Source organism: Lawsonibacter sp. JLR.KK007 (genome assembly GCF_036941135.1).
GTDB lineage: Bacteria > Bacillota > Clostridia > Oscillospirales > Oscillospiraceae > Lawsonibacter.
Genome location: NZ_JAYWSY010000001.1, coordinates 234,803 through 253,297 on the forward strand (window position 1 = coordinate 234,803; position 18,495 = coordinate 253,297).

The following is an 18,495-nucleotide window of genomic DNA, read 5'->3' on the forward strand; positions in this document are numbered from 1 at the left end:
ATCACAGCAGCTCCAGACGGAGCTCGGCGGCCCGGGCGTGGGCCTCCAGCCCCTCGCCGTGGGCCATGCGGGCCGCCAGGGGAGCGATCTCCCTCATGGCGGCGGACTGGCACCGCTGCCAGGTACACACCTTCAGGAAGGTGCCCACCCAAACGCCGCCGGTGTACCGGGCGGCCCGGACGGTGGGCAGGGTGTGGTTGGTGCCCGAGGCGTAGTCGCCAAAGACCTCGCCGGTCTCCTGGCCGATGAACAGCGAGCCGAAGTTGACCAGGCGGGGGAGGATGCTCTCGTCCTGGAGGATGACCTCCAGATGTTCGGGGGCGATTTGGTTGGCCAGGTCTGCCGCCTCGTCCAGACTGTCCGCCAGGATGACCTCCCCGAAGGTGTCCCAGGAGGCCCGGGCGATGTCCGCCGTGGACAGGGCGGACAGCTGCTCCTGCGCCGCCTGGAGCACCGCCTCCCCCAAAGACCGGCTGGTGGTGATCAGGATGCCCTTGGCCATGGGGTCGTGCTCCGACTGGGCCAGCATGTCGGCGGCCAGGATGCGGGGGTCGGCGCTGCTGTCGGCAATGGCCAGCACCTCGCTGGGACCGGCGAAGAAGTCGATGCCCACCTGGCCGAAGCACTGGCGCTTGGCCTCGGCCACATACTGGTTGCCGGGCCCCACGATGACGTCCACCGGCTGGATCTGCTCCGTGCCCCAGGCCAGGGCGGCGATGGCCTGTGCGCCGCCCACCGTGTAGATCTCGTCCGCACCGGCCAGATCCATGGCCGCCAGCGTTTTATAGTGGATGGAAGAGGTCCCCTTCACCGCCGGCGCACAGGCCGCGATCCGTTTCACCCCCGCGGCTCTGGCGGGGATGATGAGCATCAGGGCGGTGGAAAACAGGGGGTAGGACCCGCCGGGAACGTAGCAGCCGCAGGAGTCCACGGGGATGACCCGGTGGCCCAGCTCCGCCCCGGGGATGGTGGAAAAGCCGCTCAGCTCGGTCAGGCAGCCCTTCTGGGCCAGGGCGAAGCTGCGGATGTGGTCCGCCGCCCGGCGCAGGTCGTCCAGCTCCTGCCGGGTCATCCGGGCGCAGGCCCGGTCGATCTCCTCCCGGGTGACCCGCAGGGCGGTGCGGGAGCTGCCGTCAAATTTGGTGTTGTACTCGATCAGCGCCTCGTCGCCCCGGTCCCGGATGCTTTGGATGATCCCGGCCACGCTCCGGGCGCGGGCCTCCGCCTCGCCTGCGGGACGGGGAGCCGCCTGCTTGAGATATTCCATAGGGGATGTCCTCCTTCATATGCCGCTTATGCCGCTGTGTTTTGACCATTCTATCATAAGCCTGAAGGGCGGGCGGGGTCAAGCCCTTAATTTGAGGTTGCTTTTTCGATGGGGCTTTGCTATAATTTTTAGACTATGAATCACAGCTGGAGCAGGGAATGTGACCAGCGGATGGTTGGGGGAGGGATGGCGATATGACCGGTCTGCTGACCTTCCATTGGGCGGACGACTACGGCGCGCTGCTCCAGGCCTACGCCCTGAAGCGCCGGCTGGAGGAGCTGGCCGGCCAGGTGGAGGTGATCCCCTACGCGCCTTTGCGGCTGAAGGGACGGTACCACTGGTTTGCCCTGCGATACAAGGTTGTGGACGCAAAGCCACGGTTCCAAATGCTCCGGAGTGCGCTGAGCTGGCTGCGGCGCCCCATTCCCGATCCGGTTTTTGTGCGCCGGCGCAGGGCGATGGCCCGGTTCCGCCAGAGGTACCTGGCGGCGGACTGTTCCCTGCGCAAGGCGCGGGACATCCCGCTGGAGCGGTACTCCAGCGTCTTTGTGGGGAGCGACCAGATCTGGAACCCGGAGATCACCGTTGGACTGGATGACGCCTATATCGGAGCGGTCCCCGGTCCGGGCCGCTGCCGGCTGACGGCCTACGCGGCCAGCCTGGGCGGCAGGGAGCTGCCCGAGGCGTACCGGGAGCGGTTCTCCGCCTGCGTGGGAAGGGGGTTTGCGGACCTGTCGCTGCGGGAGCAGGAGGCGGTCCCCTTTGTGGAGCAGGCGCTTCACCGCAAGGCGGCGGCGGTGCTGGACCCGACGCTGCTGCTGACCCGCCAGGAGTGGGAGGAGATCGCCGTTCCGCCGGAGGAGGAGGGCTATGTGCTGGTGTATCAGACCGAGTACAGCGAGCCGCTGCTGGAGTGCGCCCGCAGGATCGCCCAGAAGCGGGGGCGGCCGGTGGTCAGCGTGAGCTATTACCGGCGGGACAGAACCCCGGCCTGGGCGGAGCGGCGGGCGGATATCGGACCGGCGGAGTTCGTTGGCTATGTCCGGCACGCGGCCTGTGTGGTGACCAACTCCTTCCACGGCGCCGTGTTTTCAATCCTGTATGAGAAACCGTTTCTGGCGTTTCCCCACAGCACGACAAGCGCCAGGGTGGAGAACCTGCTGAACAAGCTGGGGCTCCAGGACAGGCTGGTGACGGAACGGTCCCCGGCCTGGGAGGAGTCGGTTTGGGAGCCGTCCCATTGGCTGGAGGTGTCCAGGCGGCTGGAGGAGGAGCGGGAGGGCTCGCTGGCCTTTCTCCGGCAGACCCTGAAGGGAGGGGATGGCGGTGGCGGCGCTGATTTCGGTCATCGTGCCGGTGTATAATACCGCGCCCTATCTGGAGGCGTGCGTGCGGTCGGTCCTGGAGCAGACCTGGACGGAGCTGGAGCTGATCCTGGCCGACGACGGCTCGGAGGACGGCAGCGGAGCGCTGTGCCAGCGGCTGAGCGAGGAGGACGGGCGCATCCGTGTGCTGCGGCTGGAGCACAGGGGGGTGTCCGCCGCGCGGAACGCGGCCCTCCGGGCCGCCCGAGGGGAGTACCTGTTTTTTCTGGACAGCGACGACGGCATTCACCCGGAGCTGCTTCAGCGGCTGTGCCAGCTGGCGGAGGAGACCGGAGCGGCCATGGCCGCCTCGGATTTTGTTCGCATCGAGGACGGGGACGCCATTCCAAAGCCTCATGGGGCGGAGGAGCACAGAGCCGTCCGTCTGGACAGCCGGGAGGCCCTGGACCTGTTGTTCTCTGCCAAGAAAAACGGCGCGATTTTTGGCATGTGCGGGTCGAAATTGCTGCGCAGGAGCGCGGTAGGGGCGCTGGAATTTGACGGCTCCATGAGCAACGGTGAGGACACCAAGCTGATGTATCAGATCTTGAAGCGGGGTGTGAGCATCGTTGTTTGGGATGCAAAGTGGTACTATTACAGATGCCGCCGTCAGAGCGTATCGCAGAGGCATAGCGCAGCGTCTTATTGTGACCAATATCGCTGCAGCCGGTATCTTGCCATGTCTGAGCTGGCGGCAGGGAACAGGGCGAATGGGGCGGAGATGGAGCGGCGCGCGGTGGACAGTCTGGTCAAAGGGTACGGCTGCAGCCGGCGCGAGGAGGGGGCGGAGACCGTTTCCGCATGGAACAAGCTGCTTCGGGAGGAGCGGCGGCGGCCGGAGTTTTCCCTGCTGCCCTGGCACAGCGGGGTGAGGCTGAAGTATGAGCTGGCGCTGCGTTGCTATCCGCTCTACCGGCTCCTGCGCAGGGGATGGCTGATGGTGAAAGAGGGAAAAAGGAGGGGATAGCGTGGTCGGAAAAGAGCTTTGCACCGGCTGCGGGGCGTGCGGCGCGGTCTGCAGCGAAAAGGCGGTGGCCATGCGGCCCGACCGGGAGGGATTTTTGTATCCGGAGCTGGACCCTGCGCGGTGTACCGGCTGCGGAGCGTGCGGCGCGGTGTGTCCCGTCTCCCGGAGGGAGCGGCGCGGGGGGGAGCGCAGCTGCTTTGGCGCGCGGGCCCAGTCGGAGGAGCTGCGGGGAATGGGCTCCTCCGGGGGACTGTTCCCCCTGCTGGCCTCCCGGGTCCTGGCCCAGGGGGGCGCGGTGTTTGGCGCGGCCCTGCTGGAGGACGGCTCTGTGCGGCATATCTGCGTCCGGCGGCGGGAGGAGCTGCCCCGGATCACCCGGACGAAATACGTCCAGAGCGACCTGTCCCAGGTGTGGGGGCAGCTGCGCCCCCGCCTGGAGGAGGGGCCGGTGCTGTTCTGCGGGACCCCCTGTCAGACCGACGGGGTGCGCGCCTTCCTGGGGGAGGACCGGGCGGGGATCGTTCTGGTGGATCTGATCTGCTACGGCGTCCCCTCGCCGGGCGTCTGGGAACGGTATGTGCGCTATTTGGAGCGCAGGTACAGGGGCGTCTTTCGGGGCTTTTCCTTTCGGGATAAGCGGGCGGAGTATGGGCGGGCCTGTTCCCTGCGCGTAGGGGAACGGGAGCTGGTCTGGCCGCTGAGCAAAGACCTGTTCTGCCGGACTTATTTCAAAAATGTCAATCTCCGCCCCTCCTGCTTCCGCTGCGGCTACGCCGCGGCAGAGCGGACCAGTGATCTTACCCTGGGCGATTTTTGGGGCGTCGAAGGGGTGCGGCCCGGCTTTGACGACAGGCGGGGCTGTTCTGTGGTTCTCTGCCACACAAGGGCGGGGACCGAGCTGTGGGAGCAGGTCAGGGACCAGACCCGGTGGTTTGCCTGCCGGGAGGAGGACGCGGCCAATGAGAGCCAGCCCCGGCTGCGCACCCCCACCCGGCCCTCGTCCAGGCGGGGGCTGTGGATGGGGCTGTATGGCCGGATTCCCTTTCCGCTGTGGCTCCGGCTGGCGGTCCGATAGGAGGCGTTTGGATGGGAAAAATCTCAAGGATTCTGGCGCATCTGGAGCCAGAGGAGCGAACCAAGCTGTACCGGTACAGCCTGCTGTCCCTGGTCAGCCCGGCGGTGGAGCTGTTCAGCGCCTCTCTGCTGGTCCCGATCTTTACCCGGGCCTGCGAGGGGGAGGTCACCGCAAAACTGCTGAAGCAGGTGGTGTTCATGGGGGTGCTGCTGCTTCTGATCGGCGGGTTTGAGCTGTGGAAAAGCCGGACTGCCACCGAACTGGTCATGGACATCGCCCACAGCTGGTCCACAAGGATCTACGAGCTGTATACCCTGGAGGATGTGGGCGGCCACAACGGCAGGACCTCCGACCAGGCCAGGGCCGGGGCCCGCTATGACGTGACCGCCGCCTCCGAGCTGATCACAACGGCGATCCGGCTGGCGGTCAACGTTCTGATGCTGGCCGCCTACTTCTGCGTGCTGATCTGCATCGCCCGGGGGGTCGGCGCGGTGAGCTGCGGGGCGGTGGTGGTCATGCTGGGGGTGCTGTACCAGCGGAACCATGTGAAGGCGGTCCGGCTGGGGAGCGAGCGGCGGCGGCTGGAGATCCAGGCCAGCGGCATCCTCTCCGCGGCCTACAGCGCCTACAAGGAGCTGAAAATCGACGCCAGACGGGACCGCCTGCTGGAAAAATACACCCACGTCAGCATGGAATTTGCCCAGGCCCAGAAAAACTACGCCTATGTGGTGGGCTTTCAGGGGATCGTGCTGGAGAACATGATGGAGGCGGGGCTGTTTTTCCTGCTGGCCCTGGTCCTGGCGGCGGGGGCGGACATCTCCCAGGTCCTGCCTGGAGCGATGGTGTTTCTGGTCCTGCTGCTCCGGATGATCCCCGTCTCCAAGGGGACGGTGGACGGGCTGACCGCCCTCAATTTTGGCCGCAAATGCATGGACGAGGTCCTGGCGAACCTGGGGCGGTACCAGGAGCTGAAGCGGGCAGAGGAGGAGCGGGAGCGCCTTCGGGTGAAGCGCGTGACCCTGAAGGAGGGCATCCGGGTGCGGGGGCTGACCTTCCGCTATCCCGGGGGCCCGCTGATCCTGGATCAGGCGGATATGGATGTTCCGGCGGGGGAGTCCACCGTGGTGATCGGCCCCTCCGGAGAGGGCAAGACCACCTTTCTGGACCTGATCCTGGGGCTGCTCCACCCGGAAGGGGGACACATCTGGTACGACGACTACGATATCGTGGACAGCGCGGACGGAGAAGGTCCCTGCAGGACGGACCTGGGGGAGCTGGTCAGCTACATTCCCCAGATCATCTACCTGGACAACGACACGGTGCGGGGGAACGTGGTCTTCATGGCGGAAGAGGGCGGAGCGGATGAGGAACGGGTGACGGCCTGTCTGAAGCATGCTCAGATCTGGGAGGACGTGTGCCAGATGCCGGACGGGCTGGACACGGTGATCGGGGAGAACGGAACGGCCATCTCCGGCGGCCAGCGCCAGCGGATCGCCCTGGCCCGGGCGCTGTACAAACAATTTGAGATCCTGATCATGGACGAGGCCACCGCCGCGCTGGACATGGAGACAGAGCAGGCGGTGCTGGACGCGATCCGGGAGGTGAAGGGGGACAAGACGCTGCTGATGGTCACCCATCATATGAGCCTGGCGGACGCCTGCGAGCACGTATACCGGATTGAGGACCGGAAGCTGAGAAAGGTGCGGTGAGCTGTGAGCGCAAAAGCTGAGTTTGCCGCTGGGCTGGTGTCGGTCGTCACGCCGGTCTATAACGGCGAGAGGTACCTGGCCCGGCTGCTGGACTCCGTTCTGGCCCAGACCTGGGGCCAGGTGGAAATGATCCTGGTGGACGACGGGTCCCAGGACGCCACGCTGGAGATCGCAGAGGCGTATCGGGAGCGGTTTCGGGCGCGGGGCTTTGACTACCGCGTGGTGACCGGTCCCCATCAGAACGCCTCGGCGGCCATCAACCTGGGCCTGCCCTGGGTCCGGGGAGAATTTCTGATCTGGCCGGACAGCGACGACGCGCTGGAGCCGGAGTCGGTCCGAGTCCGGGCGGAGTTCCTTCAGAGCCATCCCCAGTATCAGTGCGTCCGCTCGCTGATGCGCTGCTGGGATGAGGCGGGGCGGTCCCTGCCGGTCTGGGAGAACCTGGGGGACCTGAAGGAGGAACGGCTGTTTTTTCCCGTTCTGGAGGGGCAGACCTTTGTCTGCTGCGGCTGCTACATGCTGCGGACCAGGGCGCTGTTTGACCTCTACCCCCGGCGCAGAATCCCGGAGTACGAGGTGGGGCAGAACTTTCAGATGCTGCTGCCCGTCCTGTACCGCTGGCCATGCCCCACCATTCCGGAGGCGCTTTACCACGTCTGCGTCCGCGCGGACAGCCACTCCAGGCGGCTGCGGAACCGGGAGGAGGAGATCGCCCGCAGCGCCGGCTTTGAGCGGCTGATCGACGAGCTGACTGCAGTCATCGGGATTCGGGACCGGGAGGAGCTGCGCCGGATCCAGCTGTGGAAGGCGGTCCAGCGGTACAAGCTGGCCAGAAGATACAAGCAGAACCTCCGGGCCCTTGGGGCGCTGCTGGCCATCGCCCGCTTTGGAGGGATCCGGTCCGGATGGTTCCAGGAGCGGCTGGAGAGGCGGTTCCATCGGTAGAAAAGCTCCCGCACCCCACCGGTGCGGGAGCTTTTGTTTGATCTGGGGTTGAAGGGTTCGCGTTCTTGGGATATACTAACTCTGTGATGCATGAATGATTTGCCTGGAAAGGGGAGAGGCGCGATGTCCAAACGGGGGGGCGGAGCATACTGGCCGGCTTCGGTGCTGAAGGGGCGGGGGTGGACCAACGAGCTGATGAAGCAGCTGCTGCCAAAGCCCCGTTTTGTCATGTCCAACGGCCACCCCGTCCGCATGTGGAGCAAGGAGGATGTGAGCCGGGCGGAGAGCAGCCTGCCCTTTTCCAACGGGCGGATCGACCCCAAGGCGGCGCGGGGCGGGCAGAAGGGCTCCGCGCCGGGGGTGAAGCACGCCCGCAGCCTGCTGTCCCAGGCGTGGGAGGAGGCGGAGCGGGACGGCTCCGCCCCCTGGCGGATGGCGGGGTACTGCCACGCCGCCCTCATGGCCCGGCTCACCGTCATCCCCAGGAGCCGGGCCTTTGGGCCGTCCCAGGCCAAGGGACAGATGAAGGAGTTTTTGGCGCTGGAGCAGAGCTGCACCGGAAAGCAGCTGACGGCGGTGCTGAAGAATTTCCTGCTGTCTCTCCCCTGGCTGGGGGAGCAGTCGGACAGCGCCCTGGCCAGGCGGGTCCTGGAGCGGTACCCCCAGGTGCTGGCCGGCGCCTCCAGGCAGGCGCTGGAGGAGTTTGCCGCCGCTCAGCCGGAGGCAGATCTGGACCGTATGCTGAGTCTGGAGGGCTTTCCGGCCGCCCAGCTGCTGCAGGAGGGGCTGGCCGCGGTGTGGTCCGTGTGGTACGTGCCCCAGGCCATCCGTACCAGCCTGTCCCTGCTCATCGCGCTGAACCCCAAGGACGAGTACCCGGAGGCCCGCCGCCTGCACCGGCGGTTTGTGCTCCACCTGGGCGGCACCAACACGGGGAAAACCTACGCCGGGTTCCAGCGGCTGATGCGGGCGGGGACGGGAATCTATCTGGCCCCGTTGCGTCTGCTGGCCCTGGAGGCCCAGGAGACCCTGCTGGACGCCGGGGTGGCCTGCTCCCTGTCCACCGGGGAGGAGGAGGACCTGCGGGAGGAGGACACCCACATGGCCGCCACCGCGGAAAAGCTGGACCTGAAGCGGCGGTATGACGTGGCGGTGATCGACGAGTGCCAGATGATCGCGGACCGGCAGCGGGGGTACGCCTGGACCCGGGCGGTGTTGGGGGTGCTGGCCCCGGAGGTCCACCTGTGCGCGGCTCCGGAGGCGAAGGACCTGCTCATCCGCCTGATCGAGAGCTGCGGCGACAGCGTGGAGGTAGAGGTCCACCAGCGGACCACCCCCCTGATCTGTATGTCCCACACCGTGGACTACCAGCGGGTCCAGCCGGGAGACGCCCTGATCACCTTCTCCAAGGTGGGGGTGCTCAGCGTGGCGGAGGACCTGCGCCAGAACGGAAAGGAACCGGCCATCATCTACGGGGCCCTGCCCTACTCCACCCGCCGCAGGCAGATGGAGGGCTTCCTCAGCGGACAGATGAAGTATATCGTTTCCACCGACGCAATTGGCATGGGGCTGAACCTGCCCATCCGCCGGGTGATCTTCATGGAGACGGAGAAGTTTGACGGCGTGGAGCGCCGGGAGCTGAAGGCGGAGGAAATCAAGCAGATCGCCGGGCGGGCCGGACGCTTTGGGATGTACAACCGGGGGTTTGTGGGGGCCACCCAGAATCTGCCCGCCATCAAGGCGGGGCTGGAGGCGGCGGCGCCTCCGCTGGAGTATGCCGTGGCGGGGTTCTCCGATCTGGTGCTTCAGGTGGACTTCGATCTGCTGGAGGTGCTCACCCAATGGAGCCAGATGCCGACGGTGGAGCCCTACCGGAAGCTGGATGTCTCCCGGTATATCGCCATCATCTCCAAGCTGCGGGAGAAGGGGTTTCTCCTGACCCGGGAGCAGGAGCTGCGGGCGGCCAACATCCCCTTCGACGAGACGGACGAGGGGCTGCGGGAGCTGTTTTTCCAGTTTCTCCGCCGCTGGCAGCAGGGGGAGCGGGTGGACCAGCCCGGCCTGCCCGAGGAGGAGCCCACCCTGCCGGAGCTGGAGCTGTTTTACAAAAAGCTGGACCTGTACTTCTCCTTTGCCAAAGCCTTTGGGTGTCCCGTGGATGAGGACCGGCTCTACGACACCCGGGAGCGGGTGGCGGACGAGATCAACGAGATCCTGCTGCATAAGCTGCGCAGCAACATTCGCTTCTGCGCCCGCTGCAATCAGGCTTTGCCCCTGCACCACCGGGGCAGGCTGTGCAGCGCCTGCTACCGGCGGGAGCGGCGGACGACGTAACGCCGCGCTCCGGCCTGCGGGAGCCGGGCTTGGGCGGGCTGGAATTTTGTTCACAGCGGCTGGGGAACCGGAATCAGGACAGCAGCATAGGATCACTTGGGAAAAACCGTCTGAGCAGGCGGTTTTTCCGCGTTTGTGGAGAGCAATCTATCGCATGGGAATGCTTGACTTTTTCCGGACCCGTGGATAAAATATCCGTATGGACTTTTGTGCTTTTTTTGCCATAGATTGAAATGAGGAACAGGAGGTCCATTCCATGAAGCAGAGACTGATCCGGCGCGTACTGGCGCTGTCTATGGGACTGCTGCTGCTGTCCGGCTGTGCTTCGGGGGAGCGGCCCCCGGAGGTCCAGTCCGGCAGCGATGCGCTGACCTGGTTTGACTGGAGCGGGTATGACCATTTTCTGGCTCTGGCGGCTGAGACCTATCCGGACATCTCCCTGGAGATCAGCACCTATGCGGGGAGCAACCGCACCGGCTACAGCTGGGCCCAAATGCGGGGGGACGATATCCCGGACATTTTCATCACCTCGCAGATCCTGGACAAGGAGCTGGCCAAGGAGCGGCTGGCGGACCTGTCCGGCTGCGACTTTGTGAACCGCTTTTCCACCTCCCTGCTGGACCAGGTGGCCATTGACGGGGGCGTCTATCTTCTGCCGGTGAACAACACCATGTACGGCATCTACTACAACAAGACACTGATGGAGGAGCACGGCTGGCAGGTGCCGGAAAACTTTGCCGGGCTGAAGGCGCTGTGCGAAGAGATCCGGGCGGCGGGGCTGATCCCGGGCGTGGTGGGGACCGAGCTGACGGGCAACACCTTCTCCGCCGTGTTCAATCTGGCCAAGACCAGCTGGCTCACCACGCCGGAGGGGCGGGCCTGGGAGCAGGCGTTTCTGACCGGGGACGCCACCGCCGCCGGGATGTGGGAAGACACCATGGATTATGTCCAGCAGTATATTGATATTGGGATGTTTGAGACCGATCCAGGGGCCCTGAGCAACTCGGCTCTGGTCCGGGAGTACCTGGGCGGCCGGAAGGCCGTGTTCTGCACCGCCACCTGGGCCTCCTCCATTACCGAGCTGGAGTCCGGGGACCAGCTGGGGCTGATGCCTTACATTGGGGAGGACGGCAGCAAGAACATCTATATGTACAACCCCTCCTCCTATATCGGGATCAGCAAGCGGCTGACCCAGCCCGGCAATGAGCAGAAGCTGGAGGACGCCCTCAAGCTGCTGTCGCTGATCTATACCCCGGAGGGACAGGCGGCCTTCCAGACCGAGAGCACCCCCTGTGTGCTCAGCGTGCTGGACAGCGCGGGGATCTCGGAGGACTCGATGATCTACGACGCCTGGATGGCCCTCCGGAAGGGGCGGGCCTTCCCCATGACCTATGCCCGCTGGGAGAACGTTCTGGCGGACATCGGCCAGGCTTATAAGGATTGGTTCCGGGGGGAGAACGGCATGGACGGCCCCGGCTGTATCGCCCGAATGGATGAGCTGCAGAGCAATTATCTGAGCACACAGAACACCGTTTACTTCTGCGAAAGCACCGCCAGCTTCACCCTGGAGGAGACCGCCCGGCTGGTGGGCAAGGCCCTGGGCAGCGCGGTGGGCGCGGACGCGGCGATGATCTTCTATGCGGAGACAAGTAAGCCGGGGGCAAAGCCCAGCGCCGGCGTGACCGGAAAGCTCTACCAGGACCGGATCAACACCGACGTGAGCAGTACGATCCTGCCGGGGGTGGACGGGGAGTACGCCATCCTGACCATGACGGGCGGGCAGGCCAAGGAGCTGGAGGCCAGGGGCTTTGACCTGGCCGGAGACGGGGACCCCTACCCCTATCTTCTGGTGGTCAAGGGCGGCGGCGAGCCGGAGGAGGACAAAACCTACCGGGTGGCCTTCCTGATGAACAGCTATACCGAGGAGGTTGGGGAGCGCTTCAGCGCCCAGGTGGAGAAGGGGTCGGTGAGCCTCTTCCTGCGGGAGTGGCTCACCAGGCAGAAGACCGTATCCCCGGACGGCAATCCCTGGAGCTGAGCCGCTCCAGGGCCGTATGGAGGCATAACAGCGAGAGAGAAGGCGAACACAATGGACTCCCAAGGACAAAAACAGAACATGGTGCTTCCGGCTGTGCTGGTCCTGGGCCTGCTGATGTTTCTGCTGTTGGGCGGGTCGTTCTTCATCAAATATCTGGAGGAACAGATCTTTGTGGAGCGCACCACCCAGCTGGTGGAGATCACCACCCAGGTGCGGGCCAGCCTGAACAACGCGCTGGACCCCCATTGGAACTACCTGGCCGCCGCCGTCAACCTGCTGGAGGCGGAGGAGTTTGCCGGGGAGGAGGACGCGGTGCGCTCCATCGGCCGGCTGGAGCAGCTGCTGGAGACGGAATGCAGCAGCTCCGCCCTGATGCTGCTGGACAGCCAGGGCAGCTGCTATGACGCCAACGGCAAGCACGGCGTCTGGACGGACATCAACCTGGTGACCGGAGACCAGGAGCGGTATACCTTTGTCTCGGACAGCTACCTGTATGAGGACAGCTCCTGGGCCTTTGTGCAGACCCTGGAGGAGCCCCTTCAGGCCGGGGATGGCGCCTGCTTCACCCACGTCGTGCTGCTGACGGACGTCCATACGCTGACCCAGTATTACGACAGCTCGGCCTACGGCAGCCAGAGCGAGACCTATATCCTGAAAAGCAACGGTACCCGGATGTACGACGATATCACCCAGGACAATACGATCCAGGCCTACAATGTGCTGAAGGTGCTGGAGGAGATGGATAGCCAGCGGTACCCGGACATCCGGGCCGCCATGGAGCAGACCGGCACCCTGAGCGCCAACTTCCGGCTGGACGGGCGGGAGTATTACTACTGCGTCACCGCCCTGGAGGACTACGACACCCTGCTGCTGTTCCTGATCCCAGCGGAATTTGTGGCCGCTGAGACGGTTCACATGGTGGGGATGGTGATCCGCATGCTGCTGTTCCTGGGGGTGGTGGTGCTGGTGCTGGCGGTGCTGGCTGCGGCGGCGGTGCTGCGGCGGCGCAGCAGCCTCCGGCTGTACCTCCAGGAGCAGGCCAACCTGCGCCAGCAGGAGGAGCTGAACCAGCAGCTGGAGGAGTACAACGCCATGCTGGCCCAGTCCAAGGAGTCCGCGGAGCAGGCGTTTCAGATCGCGGAGGAGGCCAACCGGGCCAAGAGCTCCTTCCTGTCCAACATGAGCCATGACATCCGAACCCCCATGAACGCCATTGTGGGCTTCGCCGCCCTGCTGGCCCGGGACGCGGAGTATCCGGACAAGGTGCGGGAGTACACCAAAAAGATCACCGCCTCCAGCCAGCACCTGCTGGGACTGATCAACGACATTTTGGATATCAGCAAGATCGAGGCGGGCAAAACCACCCTGAACCTGTCCAGCGAGAACATGGTGGAGCTGATCGAGGGGATCGACTCCATCATCCGGCCCCAGATGCGGGCCAAGGGCCACCGGTTTGAGGTGTACAGCCGGGAGCTGAAGCACGAGCAGGTGGTGATGGATAAGCTGCGGGTGAATCAGATCCTGCTCAACCTGCTGTCCAACGCGGTGAAGTACACCCCCGACGGGGGCAGGGTGACCCTGACGGTGCAGGAGCTGCCGCAGCACACCCGGCAGCTGGTCCGGTTCCGCTTCATCGTGGCCGACAACGGCTACGGTATGAGCGAGGAGTATCAGAAAAAGCTGTTTCAGGCCTTTACCCGGGAGGAGGACAGCGTGACCAACAAGATCCAGGGCACCGGCCTGGGTATGGCCATCACCAAAAATCTGCTGGACCTGATGGGCGGCTCCATCGCGGTGGACAGCGTGAAGGGGAAGGGCACCACCTTTACGGTGGAGCTGGAGCTGCAGGCCGGCAGCGAGGCCATTGACCAGGACTTCTGGCGCAGGCAGGGCATCACCCGCATGCTGGCGGTGGACGATGAGGAGGTCATCTGCCAAAATATCCAGCTCACCATGGAGGGTACCGGCGTGGCGGTGGACTATGCGCTGAACGGCCAGAGCGCCGTGGAGCTGGTGCGGCAGGCCGGCGGCGGGGCGGGGCGGTACGACATCGTCCTGCTGGACTGGAAGATGCCCGGCATGGACGGGGTGGAGACCGCCCGGCGGATCCGTCAGGCAGATCCGGACGGTCCCCCGATCCTGGTGCTCACCAGCTGCGACTGGCCCGAGATCGAGGAGGAGGCCAGGGCAGCCGGGGTGGACGCCTTTTTGCCAAAGCCCTTCTTCCTGACCAGCTTCCGCCAGAAGGTGGATTCGATCCTCAACCGGACGGCCCCCCCGCTCTCAGAGCGGGCGGAGGAGAAAAAGGCCAGCGTCCTCCAGGGCATGCACATCCTGGTGGCCGAGGACAACGAGATCAACGCCGAGATCCTCCGCGAGCTGCTTCAGATCGTGGGGGCCAGCTGCGACATCTTTGAGAACGGCCAGCTGGTGGTGGACGCCTTTGCCCAGTCGGAGCCAGGGGCCTACCAGCTGATCCTGATGGATGTGCAGATGCCCGTTCTGAACGGCTATGAGGCCACGCGGGCCCTCCGGCGGCTGGACCACCCCCTGGCCCGGACCATCCCCATCGTGGCCATGACCGCCAACGCCTTTGCGGAGGACATCCGGGACGCCCTGGCCGCCGGGATGAACGCCCATGTGGCCAAGCCTGTGGATATGAGGGTGCTGGAGCAGACCGTTCAGACCGCATTGGAGGGCGCGCTATGATACCATCCTATGACCAGATGGGAGATTGGCTGGAGGAGATCGCGGAGCACTTTCCGGACGCCTTCTTTGAGGACCTGGACGGCGGCATTCAGCTGGAGGAGGGGGAATTCCCCGACCCGGCCTTCCCTCCGGGGGAGATGTATGTCATGGGGGAGTATGTCCACGACATGCTGGGGCGGTATATTTTGCTGTATTACGGCTCCTTTGCCGCCCTGCTGCAGGAGGAGGACGAGGCGGTCTGGAAGGACGAGATGTTCGCCACCGTGGCCCACGAGTTTACCCACCACCTGGAGGAGACCGCCGGCCTCCACGCCCTGGACGACAAGGACCTGGAGTTTCTGCGGGAAGCCATGGAGGAGTACGGCCAGGGAGCGGAGTGAAGGGAAAGGAGACGCGCTATGACAGGACGGTTTGCGCCCAGTCCCAGCGGGCGGATGCACCTGGGCAACCTGTGGTCCTGCCTGCTGGCCTGGCTGGCGGCCCGGAGCGAAGGCGGGGGCATGGTCCTGCGGCTGGAGGATCTGGACCCCGACCGGTGCCGTCCGGAATACTGCGCTCAGGTGATGCGGGACCTGGAGTGGCTGGGCCTGGACTGGGACGGCGAGCCGGTGTATCAGTCCCGGCGGACCGAGCTCTACGCCGCGGCCTTCCGGGCGCTGGAGGGGCAGGGGCTGATCTACCCCTGCTTCTGCAGCCGGGCGGAGCGGCTGGCGGCCTCCGCCCCCCACCGGTCGGATGGCACAGCGGTCTACGATGGCCGCTGCGGGCGGCTGTCGGAGGAGGAGCGTGCCGTGCGCGCCAAGCTCCGCCGTCCCGCCTGGCGGGTGCGGACGCCGGAGGAGACGGTCTCCTTTTCCGACCGGCTTCAGGGCGTGTTTGAGGAAAACCTGGGGCGGGACTGCGGCGACTTTATCCTGCGGCGGTCCGATGGGGTGTACGCTTACCAGTTGGCCGTGGTGGTGGACGACGCCGCCATGGGGGTCACCCAGGTGGTGCGGGGGAGCGATCTGCTGTCCTCCACCCCCCGCCAGCTGTGGCTGCAGGACCGGCTGGGCCTGCCCCATCCGGAGTACGGCCATCTGCCCCTGCTGCTGGCCCCCGATGGCCGCCGCCTGGCCAAGCGGGACCGGGATCAGGAGCTGGGACAGCTGCAGGACCGGTACGCCGCCCCGGAGCTGGTGGGCCTGCTGGCCCATGCCGCCCGCCTCATTGACCGCCCCGAGGCCATTTCACCGCGGGAGCTGATCCCGCTGTTTTCCTGGGACAAGCTGCCAAAGCAGGACATAAAAACAGACCGCATCCACTGAAGGGCGGTCTGTTTTTTGTGTTCGGTTATTTATGTTTCATCAGCTGATCCAGCTCGGCCATGAACGAGTTGATATCCTTGAACTCCCGGTAGACCGAGGCGAAACGGACGTAGGCCACCTCATCCATGGTTTTCAGCCGCTCCAGCACCAGCTCGCCAATCTGAGAGGAGCTGATCTCCCGGTCGATCTGGTTCTGCAGGACCTGCTCGATCTCGGCCACCAGCCCCTCCAGGGTTTGGTAGGACACAGGCCGCTTTTCACAGGCCCGGATCAGGCCGCTCATCACCTTGCCCCGGTCAAAACTCTGGCGGCTCCCATCCTTTTTGACGACCATAAGGGGCAGGCTCTCCACGGTCTCATAGGTGGTAAACCGCTTGTGGCAGGACAGGCACTCCCGGCGGCGGCGGATACTGGCCCATTCGTCAGCGGGCCGGGAGTCCACCACCTTGCTCTCCAGATAGCCGCAGTAGGGACATTTCATGGCGCATACCTCCTGTTGTGTTCGGGGGCGGTTTCTATGCTATTATACCACACGATACAGGAAACAGACAAGTCCCTTTGTCATTTTTTAGGAAGAAAATGAAAAGGCCCGCCGGCTGCAGGGCTCAGCCCCGGGGGGGAGTACACCCGCTGCAGCCGGGTTCTCTTGGCTGGCCGGGCAAGGTGCGGACCTCGGGCAGAGCGGCGTCCCAGTCCTTCTGGAATTCGGTCATCATGGCCCAGTACCGCTTGGGCATATGGGTCATGCGGCATTTGGGGTTGTACCGGCCCTCAATGGCGATGGTGTCATAGAAGGCCCGCCACAGCTGGCGGTACTGCAGCTCCTCCGGTCCGGCGGGACCGGCTTGGAAGTCTTCGACCGGCAGGATGGCCCAGCCCTTGGGGCCGGGCTGGTGGAAGAGGACCTCCGCGTGGGTGCGGTCGTGGAGGACGAAGCGCTCCTGGGGATACCGTCCGCAGAAGTGGGGCCGCAGCAGGGGAAGCACCCGGTTTTTGGGTTCGATCTCCCCCACCAGCACCCCGTTCAGCTGGGAGAACCGGGTAAAGCCCTTGTACTGGTGGGCTTCGTGCTCCAGGCGCCACACCGCCTTGCGCACCCGGTCCACCGTGGGGTCGGTGAGGCAGCGGCTGATCTGGGGGCCCAGCCGGTAGCCCAGGCGGAGGAAGCGCCACAGCCACAGCTCCTTGTCCGGCAGGCAGGTGAGAAAACACCGCACCGCCATCTCCCGGCCCTCCCGGCCGAAGGTTTCAAAGGACCGATACACCCGCTGAGCGTGGGCCTCGTCCGTCTCCACCGTCCGCAGGGGGTAGAGGGAGCAGCACATGTCCTCCGGGGTGCGGAACTCCACCGGCTCCTCCCGGTTGACATAACAGTCAAACACGCCGGAGAGAAACCCGGGATAGGTGCCGTCGTACTGGCAGCAGATTTGTGTCCAAGCCATGAAAGCACCTCCTACACGGCGTTGTCAAACAAAGACAGCTGTTCTGGCGCGGGGGCGGCCAGGGCGGGGGCCTCCAGCGAGACCAGGTGGCGGAGGAGGCCGTCCTCGCTGACGCGCAGGCCCTGCATCATCCGCCCGGAGCAGGTGAGGAAGTACTGGGCCCGCTTGAGGACCACGCCCAGCCGCTTCAGCCCCTCGAAATTCAGCGGCCCTACCCGCCGGGCCCTCAAAATCCGCTTGGCCGACCGCACCCCCAGTCCCGGCACCCGGAGCAGGGCCTCGTAGTCCGCCCGGTTTACCTCCACCGGGAAGAACTCCAGATGGCGCAGAGCCCAGCAGCACTTGGGGTCCATCCGGGGGTCCAGGTCGGGCTGGGCCTCATCCAGGATCTCCTCCGCCCGGAAGTGGTAGTACCGCAGCAGCCAGTCGGCCTGATACAGCCGGTGCTCCCGGAGCAGAGGGGGCTGGAAGCCCTCGGGCACTGGCAGCAGGGGGCTGGAGGACACCGGCATATAGGCGGAGTAAAACACCCGCTTCAGCTGGTAGCGGTCGTAGAGGGCCTGGGTGAGGGTGAGAATGTGCCGGTCGTTCTCCGGGGTGGCCCCCACGATCATCTGGGTGGACTGTCCCGCCGGAGCGAACCGGGGCGCGTGGCGGCAGACGGCGAGCTCCTGCTTGGACTGGGAGATGCCGTCCCGGATCTGGCCCATGGGGGAAAGGATGGCCTCCTTCTTTTTGTCCGGGGCCAGCAGGGCCAGGCTGGGGGAGGAGGGCAGCTCAATGTTCACACTCAGCCGGTCGGCCAGCAGGCCCAGCCGCCGGGTGAGGAGGGGGTCCGCCCCCGGGATGGCCTTGGCGTGGATATAGCCGCCGAAGCGGTGGGTCTCCCGGAGGATGCGCAGGGTGCGGATCATCAGCTCGGTGGTGTAGTCCGGGCTTTGGATCACCGCCGAGGAGAGAAACAGCCCCTCGATGTAGTTGCGGCGGTAGAATCCCATGGTCAGCTCGCACAGCTCCTCCGGGGTGAAGGCTGCCCGGGGCACGTCGTTGGACCGCCGGTTGACACAATACTGGCAGTCGTAGACGCAGAAATTGGTCTGGAGCACCTTCAGCAGGGAGATGCACCGGCCGTCCGCCGAAAAGGAGTGGCAGCAGCCCGCCAGGGTGGTGCTCCCGATGGTCCCCGGCCGCCCGGAGCGGTCCAGTCCGCTGGAGGTGCAGGCGGCGTCGTACTTGGCGGCGTCCGCCAGGATGTTCAGCTTGTCTAACAGCTCCATGGGGACCTCCTCGGTGCTTACGAAAATACGTTCGATAGAACTGATGTACTATCATTATAGC

14 protein-coding genes are annotated in these 18,495 nt (G+C 65.3%); 10 read left to right on the forward strand and 4 right to left on the reverse strand.

The genetic code is table 11. The features are described from left to right. Window position 1: 1 nt before the first annotated feature. Window positions 2-1,267, reverse strand: coding sequence for a histidinol dehydrogenase (hisD, locus tag VV088_RS01510; protein WP_334599037.1), 1,266 nt, complete (start codon window positions 1,265-1,267; stop codon window positions 2-4). A 194-nt stretch (window positions 1,268-1,461) separates the two neighbouring features. Between hisD and VV088_RS01515 the strand changes: the two genes are divergently transcribed. The 10 genes from VV088_RS01515 to gluQRS all read left to right on the forward strand — a co-directional run bounded on the left by VV088_RS01515 (window position 1,462) and on the right by gluQRS (window position 15,715). After that, window positions 1,462-2,631, forward strand: a complete 1,170-nt coding sequence (locus VV088_RS01515) for a polysaccharide pyruvyl transferase family protein (RefSeq protein ID WP_334599038.1) — start codon at window positions 1,462-1,464, stop codon at window positions 2,629-2,631. Further along, window positions 2,594-3,598, forward strand: coding sequence for a glycosyltransferase family 2 protein (locus tag VV088_RS01520; RefSeq protein ID WP_334599039.1), 1,005 nt, complete (start codon window positions 2,594-2,596; stop codon window positions 3,596-3,598). Before VV088_RS01515 ends, VV088_RS01520 begins: the two co-directional genes overlap by 38 nt. A 1-nt stretch (window position 3,599) precedes the next feature. Continuing rightward, window positions 3,600-4,673, forward strand: a complete 1,074-nt coding sequence (locus VV088_RS01525) for a Coenzyme F420 hydrogenase/dehydrogenase, beta subunit C-terminal domain (RefSeq protein WP_334599040.1) — start codon at window positions 3,600-3,602, stop codon at window positions 4,671-4,673. A gap of 11 nt (window positions 4,674-4,684) precedes the next feature. Then, complete coding sequence (locus tag VV088_RS01530) at window positions 4,685-6,382, forward strand: ABC transporter ATP-binding protein (protein ID WP_334599041.1); 1,698 nt, start codon at window positions 4,685-4,687, stop codon at window positions 6,380-6,382. A 3-nt stretch (window positions 6,383-6,385) separates the two neighbouring features. After that, window positions 6,386-7,327 carry a glycosyltransferase family A protein gene (locus tag VV088_RS01535; protein ID WP_334599042.1) on the forward strand — a complete coding sequence of 314 codons (942 nt, stop codon included), beginning with the start codon at window positions 6,386-6,388 and terminating at the stop codon, window positions 7,325-7,327. Window positions 7,328-7,450: 123 nt separating this feature from the next. Continuing rightward, a complete protein-coding gene (locus tag VV088_RS01540; protein WP_334599043.1) occupies window positions 7,451-9,661 on the forward strand; it encodes a helicase-related protein in 2,211 nt (736 codons plus the stop codon). A gap of 256 nt (window positions 9,662-9,917) precedes the next feature. Beyond that, entirely contained in the window at window positions 9,918-11,699 is a 1,782-nt protein-coding gene (locus VV088_RS01545; RefSeq protein WP_334599044.1) for an ABC transporter substrate-binding protein, read from the forward strand. Between the two features lie 51 nt (window positions 11,700-11,750). After that, window positions 11,751-14,408 carry a hybrid sensor histidine kinase/response regulator gene (locus VV088_RS01550; RefSeq protein WP_334599045.1) on the forward strand — a complete coding sequence of 886 codons (2,658 nt, stop codon included), beginning with the start codon at window positions 11,751-11,753 and terminating at the stop codon, window positions 14,406-14,408. Continuing rightward, window positions 14,405-14,788, forward strand: coding sequence for a metallopeptidase family protein (locus VV088_RS01555; protein WP_334599046.1), 384 nt, complete (start codon window positions 14,405-14,407; stop codon window positions 14,786-14,788). Before VV088_RS01550 ends, VV088_RS01555 begins: the two co-directional genes overlap by 4 nt. A gap of 18 nt (window positions 14,789-14,806) precedes the next feature. Beyond that, a complete protein-coding gene (gluQRS, locus tag VV088_RS01560; RefSeq protein WP_334599047.1) occupies window positions 14,807-15,715 on the forward strand; it encodes a tRNA glutamyl-Q(34) synthetase GluQRS in 909 nt (302 codons plus the stop codon). A gap of 25 nt (window positions 15,716-15,740) precedes the next feature. On the opposite strand, the gene nrdR is transcribed toward gluQRS, so the two are convergent. The 3 genes from nrdR to VV088_RS01575 all read right to left on the reverse strand — a co-directional run bounded on the left by nrdR (window position 15,741) and on the right by VV088_RS01575 (window position 18,434). Next, on the reverse strand, window positions 15,741-16,196 hold the full coding sequence (gene nrdR / locus VV088_RS01565) for a transcriptional regulator NrdR (protein ID WP_334599048.1): 456 nt from the start codon (window positions 16,194-16,196) through the stop codon (window positions 15,741-15,743). A 124-nt stretch (window positions 16,197-16,320) separates the two neighbouring features. After that, window positions 16,321-17,157 (reverse strand): TIGR03915 family putative DNA repair protein, encoded by an 837-nt coding sequence (locus VV088_RS01570; RefSeq protein WP_334599049.1) that lies wholly within the window; start codon window positions 17,155-17,157, stop codon window positions 16,321-16,323. 11 nt (window positions 17,158-17,168) lie between these two features. Further along, window positions 17,169-18,434: a putative DNA modification/repair radical SAM protein gene (locus tag VV088_RS01575; RefSeq protein ID WP_334599050.1), complete on the reverse strand. Its 1,266-nt coding sequence runs from the start codon at window positions 18,432-18,434 to the stop codon at window positions 17,169-17,171. Between the last annotated feature and the right edge of the window lie 61 nt (window positions 18,435-18,495).

Coding starts and splice junctions, on each gene's coding strand:
- hisD (WP_334599037.1), bottom strand. CDS start 1,267: ATGGAATATCTCAAGCAGGCGGCTCCCCGTCCCGCAGGCGAGGCGGAG.
- VV088_RS01515 (WP_334599038.1), top strand. CDS start 1,462: ATGACCGGTCTGCTGACCTTCCATTGGGCGGACGACTACGGCGCGCTG.
- VV088_RS01530 (WP_334599041.1), top strand. CDS start 4,685: ATGGGAAAAATCTCAAGGATTCTGGCGCATCTGGAGCCAGAGGAGCGA.
- VV088_RS01540 (WP_334599043.1), top strand. CDS start 7,451: ATGTCCAAACGGGGGGGCGGAGCATACTGGCCGGCTTCGGTGCTGAAG.
- VV088_RS01545 (WP_334599044.1), top strand. CDS start 9,918: ATGAAGCAGAGACTGATCCGGCGCGTACTGGCGCTGTCTATGGGACTG.
- VV088_RS01550 (WP_334599045.1), top strand. CDS start 11,751: ATGGACTCCCAAGGACAAAAACAGAACATGGTGCTTCCGGCTGTGCTG.
- VV088_RS01555 (WP_334599046.1), top strand. CDS start 14,405: ATGATACCATCCTATGACCAGATGGGAGATTGGCTGGAGGAGATCGCG.
- gluQRS (WP_334599047.1), top strand. CDS start 14,807: ATGACAGGACGGTTTGCGCCCAGTCCCAGCGGGCGGATGCACCTGGGC.
- nrdR (WP_334599048.1), bottom strand. CDS start 16,196: ATGAAATGTCCCTACTGCGGCTATCTGGAGAGCAAGGTGGTGGACTCC.
- VV088_RS01570 (WP_334599049.1), bottom strand. CDS start 17,157: ATGGCTTGGACACAAATCTGCTGCCAGTACGACGGCACCTATCCCGGG.
- VV088_RS01575 (WP_334599050.1), bottom strand. CDS start 18,434: ATGGAGCTGTTAGACAAGCTGAACATCCTGGCGGACGCCGCCAAGTAC.